General features: G+C 72.4%; 8 protein-coding genes. 3 read left to right on the forward strand and 5 right to left on the reverse strand.

Going from position 1 to position 13136, the window contains the following annotated elements:
- Nucleotides 1-65 precede the first annotated feature (65 nt).
- The 3 genes from ACIA6A_RS17895 to ACIA6A_RS17905 all read right to left on the reverse strand — a co-directional run bounded on the left by ACIA6A_RS17895 (nucleotide 66) and on the right by ACIA6A_RS17905 (nucleotide 8542).
- A complete protein-coding gene (locus tag ACIA6A_RS17895; protein WP_396098778.1) occupies nucleotides 66-4904 on the reverse strand; it encodes a LamG-like jellyroll fold domain-containing protein in 4839 nt (1612 codons plus the stop codon).
- Nucleotides 4901-7570, reverse strand: coding sequence for a DNRLRE domain-containing protein (locus tag ACIA6A_RS17900; protein ID WP_396098779.1), 2670 nt, complete (start codon nucleotides 7568-7570; stop codon nucleotides 4901-4903). The genes ACIA6A_RS17895 and ACIA6A_RS17900 overlap by 4 nt, the downstream gene beginning before the upstream one ends.
- A gap of 201 nt (nucleotides 7571-7771) precedes the next feature.
- Nucleotides 7772-8542 (reverse strand): RNA polymerase sigma factor SigF, encoded by a 771-nt coding sequence (locus ACIA6A_RS17905; RefSeq protein ID WP_396098780.1) that lies wholly within the window; start codon nucleotides 8540-8542, stop codon nucleotides 7772-7774.
- A 178-nt stretch (nucleotides 8543-8720) separates the two neighbouring features.
- Between ACIA6A_RS17905 and ACIA6A_RS17910 the strand changes: the two genes are divergently transcribed.
- Nucleotides 8721-9410 (forward strand): GntR family transcriptional regulator, encoded by a 690-nt coding sequence (locus tag ACIA6A_RS17910; protein ID WP_396098781.1) that lies wholly within the window; start codon nucleotides 8721-8723, stop codon nucleotides 9408-9410.
- A gap of 6 nt (nucleotides 9411-9416) precedes the next feature.
- Here the strand turns inward: ACIA6A_RS17910 and ACIA6A_RS17915 are convergent, their stop codons facing one another.
- Both ACIA6A_RS17915 and ACIA6A_RS17920 read right to left on the reverse strand, forming a co-directional pair.
- On the reverse strand, nucleotides 9417-10559 hold the full coding sequence (locus ACIA6A_RS17915; protein WP_396098782.1) for a glutamate--cysteine ligase: 1143 nt from the start codon (nucleotides 10557-10559) through the stop codon (nucleotides 9417-9419).
- A gap of 26 nt (nucleotides 10560-10585) precedes the next feature.
- On the reverse strand, nucleotides 10586-11563 hold the full coding sequence (locus ACIA6A_RS17920; RefSeq protein WP_396098783.1) for a GlxA family transcriptional regulator: 978 nt from the start codon (nucleotides 11561-11563) through the stop codon (nucleotides 10586-10588).
- Between the two features lie 71 nt (nucleotides 11564-11634).
- Between ACIA6A_RS17920 and ACIA6A_RS17925 the strand changes: the two genes are divergently transcribed.
- Nucleotides 11635-12612: an NADP-dependent oxidoreductase gene (locus ACIA6A_RS17925; RefSeq protein WP_396098784.1), complete on the forward strand. Its 978-nt coding sequence runs from the start codon at nucleotides 11635-11637 to the stop codon at nucleotides 12610-12612.
- 45 nt (nucleotides 12613-12657) lie between these two features.
- On the forward strand, nucleotides 12658-13116 hold the full coding sequence (locus tag ACIA6A_RS17930; protein WP_396098785.1) for a cupin domain-containing protein: 459 nt from the start codon (nucleotides 12658-12660) through the stop codon (nucleotides 13114-13116).
- Nucleotides 13117-13136 lie beyond the last annotated feature (20 nt).

Consider the following 13136-nt stretch of genomic DNA (forward strand, 5'->3'; position numbering starts at 1 on the left):
AACAGCTCAGGGCGGGCGGTGGGTGCTCCGGTGCGGCGACCGGAGCACCCACCCGTGCGTGCGGGTCAGCGGCGGCGGCCGAAGGGCTCCGACGGCCAGTGGTTGGCCGCGGTCCAGCCACCGATGGTCCACGCCGCGCCCCGGCGCGACCAGCGGTTGGTCGATCGGACGTAACGGCCGCCCCACAGGTTGATCAGCGGGCGCCGGCCGATCCGGATGCTCCGTACCTTGCGATAGGGCAGGCGGAAGGGCCTGACCTTGACGCGGGCGCCGGGCAGCCGGGACGCCGCCACGTCGAATGCCGCACCCGCCGCGAAGTTCGCCATGTCACGCTTGGTCCTCTTCGTCCTGGAGAAGTCGTAGCCACGGTAGGCGATGCTGACCGCGGCGGCGCCGCCCGCCACGATGCCGCAGACGCCGGCGGTGGCCACGATGCACGCGCCCATGGCGATGGTGGACGCGCCCAGGGTGATCGCGTTGCGGTGCTTGACCACGAACCGGCCGGAGGCGCGGCCGGCCGACACCGCGGCCCGCCCGGCGCGCTGGGCGACCCCGCAGGCCCGGCGGGCCCACGACCAGCAGGCCTTGCCGTCCAGGTCGAAGCGGTTGACCGGGTCGGCGCAGACATAGTCGTAGTCGTTGCAGCTGCCGCCGTCGACCGGGTCGACCTGCAGGAACCGGCCCAGGGTGGGGCTGTAGACCCGCACGCCCATCAGGATCGTGCCGCCGAAGCCCTCCGCCGGGCGCTGCTTGCCGCCGAGCCATCCGTACCGCTGCGTGGCCTGGCCCGGCATCGCGACACCGAACTCGTCGTAGTCGTGGAGCGCCACGTCGGTGAGGGCCGGATCCGTGGTGAGGACCACGTCGCCGTGCAGGCCGGTCAGGAGCAGCCGGACATCGCCGGTCGCGGACGTGGTGGCGACCAGGTCACCGTCCGGGCCGGACACGTTGCGCCCCACCGTGCCACCGGATTCGGTGATCCAGCGGGGTTCGTCGGAATCGTCGCCGTAATGGTCGACCGTCGCGGGCGCGGCGGTCCAGGTGTCATCGGTCCGGGTCTCCACCACCGAGGTGCGGAACCGGTGGGCGGGGTCGAGCGACCAGGTCTGCCGCGCGTTGCCGATCTGCTGACCGGCGATCAGATCGTTGACGAAGTAGCTGCCGGCCGGGCCGTCCGGCACCGCGGTGGTCCGCCCGAACGCGTCGTAGCGGAACCCCGCGTCGACGATCCGGTCGGCGGAATCGTACGTGTGCGTCGTGACCCCGTCCGCGCCGGCCAGGTCGCATTCCCCGGCCCCGTCCGGCTCGAACACCGACCGGCTGGTCCGGTTGGCCCGGCTGTCGTACGCGTACCGCCGGGTGACACAGCCGCCGGTCATGGCGCTGTCCTGGCGGGCTTCGGTGAGCCGCCCCGCCCGGTCGTAGCCGTAGTGCCGGGTGCCGCCGGTGTACTCGTGCTCCACCCACTGGCCGGCCGAGTTCTCCACCACCGACTCGGCGTAGAGCGTGTCGCCGTCGCGGGTGTAGCTGCGCTCGACGGGTTCCCGTTTCGCGTCGAGCCGGTCCCGGCGGGTGATCCCGCCCGGGTACGACATCTCCACCAGGTGCCCGTCGGGCGAGTAGCGGGCCGAGAACGTGCCGGCCACGCTGTCCGTGACGGAGGTGAGCAGGCTGCGCGGGTCGATCTGCCGGTCGTACGTGTATCCGCTGACCCCGGTCGGGTCGACGACCCGGGCGAGCCGGCCGAACCGGTCGAACTCGGTGGTGGTGGTCGCCCCGTCCGCGTCGGTGTACGCGACCAGCCGGCCGAGCGCGTCGTAACCCCGGCTGATTGTGGCCGGGCCGGAGACGCTGCCGGACGGTTTGCCGGTAGCCGGGTCGTACGTGGTGGTCACGGCCGGGACCGCGACCCCCTCGTCGGACCCGGTGTGGGCCGACGTGGTGCGGCCCATGGCGTCGTACTGCGACGTGGTCGTGCGGGTGCGGCCGGCCGCGGTCTCCACCAGGGTGAGCGCTTTGCCCCACCGGTCGTAGGCGGTGGTCCGGGACACCGGCAGCGTGCCGGTCATCCGGTCCGGGTCGTGGCCGGTGACCGCTCCCGCGGCCCGGGTGAGGCAGGGCTGGCCCGCCCATTCGGGGCGGTTGCCACAGGCGGCGTCGCGGGTGTTGGTCCCGGCGGTGTAATAGACGCTCTCCCGCGCGGCCGCGTCCGAGCCGGTCGACCCGATGCCCCAGGAGGCGGTGGCCCGGCCCGCCGCGTCGTACACGGTGGAGGCGGTCAGGTTCTGCCCGCCCGGCCCGGCGTCGGTGACCACCGTGGTCGGCAGCTTCAGCGTCCAGCCCGAGGTGCCGCCGCCGACCGCCGCGTAGCCGTGCCGGGTGGTGCGCGTGTCGGCGTCCGGGTAGCCGTCGACCCGTACCCCGGTGGTCTCGGTGGTGATCAGGTGGTAGGCGGCGCCGTCCGGCTTGTTCTCGTCGTAGCGGCTCACGGTGTGCCCGCGGCCGATGACGGTCGTGCCGGCCGCCAGCTCCGTCAGCGGCCCGGTGCCGTCCGGGTCGGCGACCGCGGTCTCCAGCACCGTCGTGGCGGTCGGGCCGGCCACGTCGAGCAGGTCCGTGCCGTCACTGCTGTACGTGTTCACCGTGGACAGCGCCAGCGCCCGGCTCGCGGTGTCCGAGCCGAGCAGGCCCAGCTCGGCGAGGTGCGCGTCGGCACCGGGCACCGTGCCCAGCGCCATGGCCCGGTTCTCGGCCTCGAGGCTGCGCACGACGTTGCCGAACCGGTCGAACTCCTCGGTGTCGATGTGCCCGCCGGGACTTGCCGTGTTGACCTCCTGCCCGTTCGCGTTGAGGTAGTGCACGGTCGCGTACGGGTAGCCGTCCGCTCCCGGCACGGCCGGGGTGCCCCGGTGCCGGACCGGCGGGTCCTGCGGCCCGAACACGGCGGTCGCGTCGGTCGGCACGTCGGTCTGGCTCCAGGTCACGGTCGAGGCCGGCCCCAGGTCGTACGGTCCGCCCAGCGCCCGGGTCAACGGCACGTCGTAGACGATGCTCGTGGTGAGCTCGCCGTCGGTGACGGTGCGGCTGCCCTGTTGCAGCGCGGCACGGCGGACCCGGACGAGCCGCCCGGGGTTCTCGTCGCCGGCCAGTGTGGTGATCTGCCCGGCGGACAGCGCCGAGCCGTGGACGCGGACGTCGTCGATGTCGCCGTGCCACAGGTTCGTGGCGGCGCCGGCCCACTTGGCCCGGCCGATCACGTACCCGCCGGTGGCGTTCCAGCCCCCGGTGACCGCGGTCGTGCTCTGCGCGACACCGTTGACGTACAGCGTCATGCGCCCGGTGGCCGTGTTGTACGCGCCGGCCAGGTGGGTCCACGCGCCGAGCGTCGGGGCGACGTTCGAGGTGGCTCGCACCGCCGTTGCGCTGTCGCTGTCCGCGGTGACCCGGGAGAACGCGAACCGGTCGCTCTCGGCGACATAGTTCAGGAAGAATCCGCTGGTACGGGTGCCGTCCTTGGAGACCGCGGTGCGGTTCACGGACTTGTCGGTCAACCGGACCCAGGCCGACACCGTGTACGAGGCGGTGTTCGACAGCGCGGTGCCACCCGCGGTGATCTGCGCGCCGGACGCGGCCGTGAACGAGGCCGCCCGGTCCTCCCCGACGTCCGGGTCGCTGCCCTGCGACCAGCCGACGCCGGTCGTGGTGCCGTTGCGGCCGTTGCCGGAGGTGTCCGTGGCGGTGCCGTCGAGATCCCAGCGCAGCGCGGCCGCGTCGGCGTCCGGGTTCGCGTGGTCCAGCGTCCAGGGCAGCTCCCCGGGCGGGGTGGCGGTGGTGACGCGACCGGCCGCGTCGTACCCGTAACGGGTCTTCAGCGCCGGGCTGACCCGCGGGTCCCAGACCTCGCGCAGGCGCCCGTCGGCGTCGTACGCGTAGCGGGCGGTCTCGACCGCGGTGACCGCGGCGGCCTGCGGGTCCCAGGTGTGGATGCGCACGGCGGTGACCCGGTCCGGGTAGTCGCCGAACACGGTGCTGCTCAGTCCCGGGGTGGCCGTGGCCGCGTACACGTATTCCAGCACCTCGCAGCCACGCGGCGGGGTGGTCCCGGTGCAACCGCCGGCGTCGTCCACGCCCGGTTCCACCGCGTTGATGACGCGGCGCAGCAGCGAGCGGCCCCCGGTGACGTCGTAGACGTAACGGGTGGTGGAACTCGCCTCGTCGGTGCGGGTGGAGCTGACCGACCAGACGCCGCCCTGCTCGGTGAAGTCGGTCGTGGCACCGTCCGCCTCGGCCAGCCGGTACGTCGTGGTGTCCGGCCGGGTCAGCGTCAGTTCCTCGGAGCCGGGCTCGGGGGTGAACGTGGTGCCGTCGGCGTTGCGGGAGAACGTGATCCAGCCTCCGCCGACGGTGTTGACCAGGGCGAGCGACGGCTGCGGGAACGCCAGCGTGGTGTAGTCGGTGTCCGCGCTGCCGCCGGCGACACCACCGGACCACGACGGACCGAACGGCGCGACGACCTCGGTGACCGAGAGGTTGTCCCAGTAGACGCGCTTGCCGGAGCCGCCCTGGTGTCCGTTGTAGAGCCGGAACAGCGCCTCGGTGGCCCCGGCCGGCACGGTCATCGTCACGGACAGCTCCTGCCAGCCGTCGACGTACCGCGCCATCGGCGAGGCCACCTCGGTGTATCCGGCGCCGGTACGGACCAGGCCCACGATCCGCAGCCCCCGCATGGTGTTCGCCGGGGCGAGACCGGACGCGGCGGGCACGTGGATCCATCCGGTGGCCCGGTAGGTGCGCCCCGGGGTCATGCCGAGCCGCAGCGCGCCGTTGTCCCCACCGAGCGCCACGTACGTGTCATTGGACGTGGTGGTGACCGGGGTGATCTCCAGCGAGTCGGCCGGGGTCACCTCGCCTGCCCGCGGGCCGTGGACCGGGCCGCGGCCGAGGTCGCCGCGGCGGTGAACCCGGTCAGGTCGGTGGCGACCTGCCGCTGGTTGGCGGTGAGCTTCTCGGGCATCGCCACGAACCCGTCCGCCGGGTTGCGCGACGACGCGGAGCGGGTCACGGTCAGGCCCAGCTCGTCCACGTCGGCGGCGGAGAGCACCTGGTCACCGGTGCGCAGGTTGACCGACCCGGGGCCGGCCTGGGTGTCGGCGCCGCCGGAGCCGCTGGAGTCGACGGTGACCCGTACCCACGGGGTGTCGTAAACCGGCGCGGTGGAGGTGGCGGTGTAGATCCGGGCGCGGACCTCGACGACCCCGCCGATCTGGCCCAGGGTGTCGGTGGCGTTCCAGACCGCGTGCCCGCCGAGCGCGCTGAACGCCACCGGCGAGGCGGCGGTCGCGATGATCGGCGCGCCGCCCGCCGACAGGAGGTTGGCCGACGGCACCGGCAGCACGGCCGCGCCCGGGCCCCGGCGGTATTCGTAGTAGGCCCGGGTGTAGCCGGCCACCGGCGTGAAGATCTGCAGTTTGGTGCGCTTGACGACGGTGGCCCCCGGCAACGGCTGGGCCAGCGCCGCGTTGCCCGCCGCGAACGTGTACGTGTTGGCGCCGGACAGGTTCCCGGCCCGGTCCTTGGCCTGCACGGTCAGCGTCCGGAACCCGTCGGGCGGGCTCAGCGTGACGGTTTTCGCCCCGGTGGCCGCGAGCGTGGTGGCGGACGCGTCGGTGTCGAGCCGGTAGACGAACGCGGCCAGGTCGGCGGTCCCGGACGCCGGGCTCAGGGTGAACGTGTCGGACTGGCCGGCGCCGCCGTGCGGCTGACCGTCGTTGAGATAGAGGTTCGCGGACACGAACGGCACGCCCGGTTTGTCGGTGTCGACGGTCAGGTCGGTCCAGCCGGTCCACGGGCCGTCGTCGTACGGGTCCTTGGCCCGGACCCGCCACTGATAGGCGGTGGCGTTGGCCAGGTTCACCCCCACCTGCCAGGTCGCGGTCGACCCGTTCGTCCAGCCCGGGTTGCCGGTGAGCGTCCCGGAGGTCGCGACAACCGCCGCGGTGCTCTTGTTGCGCACCTCGAACTCGGCGCGCAGCGCCTGACCGGCGTTGGTGTCGGCCAGTTTCGCCGACAGGGTGGGCCGCGCCGCCGACGTGTACGCCCCCGCGCCGCAAGCGGTGTAGCACGGCGCCACGGCCTGCGTGGTCGGTGCGGCCGGCGCCGCGTTGTAGGTCACCGAGATCACCGGCGGGTGCGCGGCCTCGGAGGAGTCGAACTTCTTCCAGCTCGTCGACGACGTCTCGCTGGTGCCGCGCAGCATGATCGTGACGTCACCGGTCCGCGCGTCGGCGGCGTACTGCAGCGCCTTGGCGACCTCGATGTACACGTACCCGTCCGAGCAGGACGAGTTGTATCCCTTCGTCTCGGTCGACGTGCCGACCTTCTCCCGGGCCGTCGGCTGCGCGCTCCACCGGGTCGAGGCGTTGGCCGTGTCGGTGCGCCAGGCCTCCCACGACGCCGCGGTGCAGGACCATGAGTGGGTCTCCCACAGCCGCAGCTTCGCCGTCATGATCCGGCTGCCCCAGATCCCGGACGTGCCGAACCGCAGGTACGACCGGGCGGTGAACGAACCACCGTCGTCGACGTGCCCGAGCCGGAGCTCGTCGGCGCCGGACTGGTCGCTGGAATAAGTGTTCTGCACGAACGCGTCGAACGCCACCGGCAACGACGCCGGCGGATCGATCGTCACCGGGAACATCAGATCGGGCCGCTCGACGAACTCCGGGTCGGCGGTCAGCTCCAGCACGGACCTGCCCGCGCTCTTCCGGACGGTACGCATCCGTACGGGCGCCCGGTTGACGTGCACCTTGGCCAGCGGGGCGACCGTCGCGTCCCACATCTCCGGAGCCTGCGACCGCCCCACCTCGCGGCCCTTCGCGTCCTTGAACAGCAGGCCGCCGGCGCCGTCGTCGACGGCGTTCAACGTGCCGGTGGTCATCGGCAGGGTCAGCTTCCGCACCCGGGCCAGCCCGGCGCGGTCCTTCGCCACGAAGAACTGCTCGTACCCGGTGGTCTGCGCCCTGATCACCAGATCGACCCCGGGCAGCACCTGCGGGTACGTCGCGGTCGGCCCGTCCAGCACCGGAGCCGGCAGCGCGCCCTGCCACGAGATGCTCGCCCGCCGGTCACCCGACCCGATCGAGGCGACCTCGTGCTCCCCCGCACCGGGCGCCGCGCCGCTCAGCCGCAGGTTCCGCGCGTGGACCCGCGGCTCCACGGCCCCGTCCGCGGTCCGGACCAGGGTCAGATCGACGTCCTGCCAGGTGTCGCCGGACCTCACCCGCACCGGGGCCAGGGCCCGGTCCTCGGTGACGGTGCCGTCCGCGTTGGCGAACACCTGGGTCGTCTCGGTCCGCATCCCCAGCGCCTCGACCCGGCTGCCGCACAGCTTCGCGGCCACCGCGGCGGACGTGAGGTCCGCGCGGTCCGCCGGGCACGCCGCCCGGGTGGGTACCGGCACCACCGGCGCGGCCGCGACGGGTGCGGCCCTGGGCACATCGGCCATCGTGACCACCAGGGCCAGCACGAGCGGGAAGCTCCACCGGCCGGAAAAGAGCGCACGTCTGTGCTGCATCGCAGCTGTCCCCCGTATCTCCGCGACGAAATCGCCAGAACGGTAGGACGCCGGTTTCAGCGGGGCAAGCAGCCGATCAAGGCCCCTAAAAGTAGAGAAATCACCCGCCGACCGTCCGGTTTGGAGGAATTGGCGGGGATCTCTGCGTACGCACTGTCATCGGTTCGTCATGGAAACGGGTCGGAACCGAGGAACCTGGAATCAGTCGCCGAGCTTGGTGCGCAGCTTCGCGAGGGCCCGGGTCAGCAGCCGGGAGACGTGCATCTGGGAGATGCCGAGCTGGTCGGCGATCTCGGTCTGGGTCTGGTTGCCGTAGAACCGCAGCGACAGGATCCGCTGCTCGCGCTCGTCCAGCGACGCCAGCGCCGGGCCCAGCGCGATCCGCAGCTCGGCGAGTTCGAACGCGGTGTCCTCGCCGCCGAGGGTGTCGCCGAGCTCGGTACTGTCGGTGCCCCCGATCGGGGTGGACAGGCTGGTCGCGCTGTAGGCCCGGGCCCCTTCGAGGCCCTCGAGGACCTCGTCCTCGCTGATCTCCAGGTGCACGGCGATGTCCGCGACCGTCGGCGAGCGGCCCAGCGTGTGCGCGAGCGTGTTGTTCGCCGCGGTGATGGCCAGGCGCAGCTCCTGCAGGCGGCGCGGCACCCGGATGGCCCAGGTCCGGTCGCGGAAGTGGCGCTTGATCTCGCCCGCGATGGTCGGGATGGCGAACCCGGCGAACTCGATCCCGCGGTCGGCCTCGTAGCGGTCGACGGCCTTGATGAGACCGACGTAGGCGACCTGGACCAGGTCGTCGGAGGGCTCCCCGCGACCGGCGTAGCGGCGGGCGAGGTGCTGCGCGAGCGGCAACCAGGCCTGGATCGTCCGGTCCCGGAGCCGGCCGCGGCCCGGGTCGGCGGCGTCGGTGGTCGCCAGCGCCTTGATCAGCTCATCGGCCGTGTCGGTCTCCGATGTCGTAGCGGTGAGAACCGTCATCGATGCTTCTCCTCAAATTCCCGAAGCAAATGATTGCTCAGGGGCAACGATAGGCTCATCACCCGCAAAGCGCCAACCGAAAGTACGAGGCACCCCAGGTCAAGCCACCGTTCGGAGGACTACGAAGCGCGATCGACAGTACTAGAAATAATCGATTATTAGCGGTATTGTGATTCACGTGATCAATGCGTCAACCGAGGGCTCATCACCTCGATCGGAGCGGGTGTACGCGTCGCTGCGAGCGGCCGTGCTGCACGGCGAGTTCGCGCCTCAGCAGCCCCTGAAGCCGCAGGAACTGGCGACCCACCACGGCGTGAGCCTCGCCGTGGTCCGCGAGGCACTGCTGCGGCTGGCCGGGGAGGGCCTGGCACAGCGGCTGCCCAACCGTGGCTTCGTCGTGCCCGCCACCGGGGCCGATCGGTGGCAGCGGATCACCGAGGCCCGCACGGTGATCGAGCCGGCCATGCTGAGCATGGCGATCGAGCGCGGCGACCTGGAATGGGAGGCCCGGGTCCGGGCCGCGCACCACCGGCTGGCCGGCACCCCGGCGTACGAGCGGGAGAGCGACGTGCACTACAGCGACGCGTGGGCCGAGGCGCACCGGCTCTTCCACCGCGCGCTGCTCGAAGGCTGCGGCAACGAGGTGCTGCTGTCCACCTTCGACCGGCTCTGGACCGACAGCGAGCTGGCCCGCCGCTGGTCCACCCTCATCAACCCCGGCCGGGACGGCGCGGCCGAACACCGCGCGATCGAGGAAGCCGCTCTCGTACGCGACGCCGGCCGGGCCGCCGACCTGCTCCGCCGCCACCTGAACCGCACGGCCGCCGGGCTGACCCGGACCGGACCGGAGGAAGGGCCCGGGCGGTGACCGTGCTCAGCCGGTGACCGGCCGCCCCTCACGCAGCTCCCGGACCAGCGACGACACCACGGCCTTGAGGCTGCCGTGGTTGGCCGCCGCGACCCGGTGCTGGCGCTGGTAGCTCGCGCCGTGCTCGGCGATGTCGCGGACGTGCTCGAGCTGCTCCGTGCACCCGAGCGCCTCCGCCACCGGCGCCAGCGCGGGCAGCAGCTCGTCGAGGTCCTTGGTGACCAGGCGCTCGTCGCCGGCCGCGTTCTGGATGATGATGGCGTCCATCCCGTAGCGGGCGGTGCGCCACTTGTTCTCGCGGACGAACCACGGCTGCAGGCTCGGCAGCTCCCGGCCGGCGTCGAGCTCCCGGGAGAGGTGCTCGACCAGGCACTGGGTCAGGGCGGCGACGGCACCGATCTCGCGGACGGTCGGGATGCCGTCGAACGCGCGGACCTCGATGGTGCCCCATCTCGGGGACGGCCGGATGTCCCAGCGCAGCTCGTTGAGCTCCTCGATGACGCCGGTGTGCCGCAGGTCGGCGACCATCGACTCGTACTGTGCCCATTCGGTGAACTGCGGCGGCAGCCCGGCGGTCGGCAGCTGCTGGAACATCAGCGCCCGGTTGGACGCGTACCCGGTGTTCTCCCCGGCCCAGAACGGGCTCGACGCGCTCAGCGCCTGGAAGTGCGGCAGATAGGTGAGCAGCCCGTCGACGAGCGGCAGCACCTTGCGCCGGTCCTCGACCCCGACATGCACGTGCACACCCCAGATCATCATCTGCCGCCCCCACCACCGGGTCCGGTCGATGAGCGTCTCGTAACGCGGCCGGTCCGGGGTCACCTGCTGCTGGAACCACTGGCTGAACGGGTGCGTGCCCGAGGACAGCAGGTCGACGCCCATCGGCTCGGCGATCGACACCACCCGTTCCAGCAGCCCGGTGAGGTCCGCGACCGCGTCCCGGGCCCGATGGTGCGGCGCACTGACCAGTTCGACGGTGTTGGTCAGCAGCTCGCCGGTGACGTGCGGGAACGCGTCGGAGGAGGTGCCCAGCCGGGAGATCAGCTCGGGGCCGGCGGGCGCGAGCTCACCGCTGCGCCGGTCGACACAGGCGAGTTCCCACTCGATCCCCAGGCGCGAACGCTGCGACGGCGCGAAATCGATACCCATGCCCCCGATGCTACGAGTTCCGGGTTTCAGAACGACGAAACAACCGGAGCCCGGAACGTACGGCGGTAGTGCTGCGGCGTGACCCCCATGACCGCGTGCATGTGCTGGCGCAGCAGGGTGGCACTGCCGAACCCGGCCTCGGTGGCGATGCGTTCGACGGGCAGGTCGCTGCTCTCCAGCAAGGTCCGCGCGCGGTCGACGCGCTGGGCGATCAGCCACTGCAGCGGGGTCACGCCCACCTCGGCGACGAAGCGCCGGCTGAACGTACGTTTCGTCATGCTCGCGTGTCCGGCCAGCTCGCTAAGGGTGAGCGGCAGGTCCAGCCGTTCCAGGGCCCAGGCCCGGGTCGGGCCGGTGCCCAGCGACGATTCCGGCGGGGTCGGGTGGGCGATGAACTGGGCCTGGCCGCCGTCGCGCCACGGGGCGACCACGCAGCGGCGGGCGGCGTCGTTGGCGACGGTGGTGCCGTGGTCGGTGCGGACGATGTGGAGGAACAAGTCGATGCCGGCCGCCGCGCCGGCCGAGGTCAGCACCCGCCCGGCGTCGACGAACAGCACGTCGGGCCGCATGTCGACGGCCGGGAACAGCGCGGCGAAGCGGTCGCTCAGCGCCCAGTGGGTGGTCGCCTCGAGACCGTCGAGCAGGCCGGCCGCGGCCAGCACGAACGCCGACGTGCAGGTGCTGACCACGCGGGTGCCGGGGCTCAGCGACCGCAACGCCGCGGCGACCCCGGCGTCGGCCTGCCCACCGGCGAGCATGGCGCGCGACGGTTCCTGGGTGGCGATCACGACCGTGTCCGCGCCGGCGAGCGCCCGCCGGTCGTGCGAGACCTGGATCGAGAACCCGGCATTGGTACGGACGGGAGCGCCGTCCAGCGAACACGTGACGACCTCGTAGAGCGGCTCCCCGCCGGAGCCGCGGGCCTCGCCGAGCACCCGGGCCGGGATGCCGAGATCGAACGGGATGACACCGTCGAGGGCGAGGACAGCGACGCGATGAACCATGGCACGAATCTTACGCACAATGTCATTCGTGCCGCTGTCGATCGATGCTCATCGCGCCGAGACTTGTCCCCATGAGCGAGCACACCACCATGAAAGCCGTCCGCCAGCACACCTTCGGCGGGCCGGAGACCCTGACCGTCGAGGACGTCGAGCGTCCCTCCCCGCTGCCCACCGAGGTGCTGGTCCGGGTGCACGCGGCCGGCATCAACCCGGTCGACTGGAAGACCCGCGGCGGCACCGGGATGGCCGGGGTGCTCGGTGAGCCGCCGTTCATCCTCGGCTGGGACGTCGCCGGCGTCGTCGAGGAGGTCGGCTTCGGGGTCACCACCCTGGCCCCCGGCGACGAGGTCTACGGCATGCCGTGGTTCCCGCGGGCGGCCGGCGCCTACGCCGAGTACGTGACCGCGCCGTCCCGCCACTTCACCCGCAAGCCCACCACCGCGTCGTTCGAGCAGGCCGCCGCGGTGCCGCTGGCCGGGCTGACCGCGTGGCAGGCACTGGTCGACACCGCCGCCGTGCAGCCCGGCCGGCGGGTCCTGATCACCGCCGCGGCCGGCGGCGTCGGGCACCTCGCGGTCCAGTTCGCCAAGCACCTGGGCGCGTACGTGATCGCGGTCGCCGGCAGCCGCAACCAGCGGTGGCTGACCGACCTGGGCGCCGACGAGGTCGTCGACTACACCACCACCCGCTTCGAGAAGGAGGTCCACGACGTCGACGTGGTCCTCGACCTAGTCGGCGACGCCGTCGACGCCACCAGCACCCGCGCCCTCGAGACATTGCGCCCGGGCGGCCTGCTGATCGCCGTACCCGGCGGCGTCTCCCCCGACCTGGCCTCCGCCGCCAGGGCCGCCGGGGTCCGCGCGAGCGCGTTCCTCGTCGAACCGGACGGCCCGGCCCTGGCCCGCATCGCCGCCCTGATCGACGACGGCACGGTCACGGTCGAGGTCGCCGAGGTCCTCCCCCTCGCCGACGTCGCCACCGCCCACCGCGACGCCGAGCAGGGCCACACCCGAGGCAAGATCGTCCTGCGTGTCGAGGACCGGGCCTGACCGGGATTCACTGGCCGTCAAGTGCCCGCTGGTTGACTCCCGTCGATGAGAACTCCATCAACCACACGCAGGACGCTCATCGGGTCCGCCACCGTCGCCGTCACGGTCGCGGGTGCGGTGCTGGCCATGGGCGCGCCGGCGCAGGCCACGCCGGCCGGCCCGGGGGTCAGCGGCACGATCATCTCGCAGACCACGGTCGGCGGCACGGACTACATCCTCCGGGAGATCACCATCCCGCCGGGTCAGGCCACCGGCTGGCACAGCCACCTCGGCACGCTGTACGGCCGGGTCAGGCAGGGCACCCTGAGCCACTTCGACGCCACGTGCGAGTCCGACGGGGTCTACCGCCGCGGCAGCTTCATCGAGGAACCCCCGGGTGCCGGCAATGTGCACATCGGCGTCAACCGCGGCAAGGTCCCGATCATCCTCGACGTCCTGTACGTCCTGCCGACCGGCTCAGCGCTGTCGGTGGACGCCCCCAACCCAGGCTGCGACTTCCAGTAGAAACCCCGCCCGCGGGGCCG

The sequence above is a fragment of the Actinoplanes sp. NPDC051494 genome (assembly GCF_044454705.1).
Taxonomy (GTDB): domain Bacteria; phylum Actinomycetota; class Actinomycetes; order Mycobacteriales; family Micromonosporaceae; genus Actinoplanes.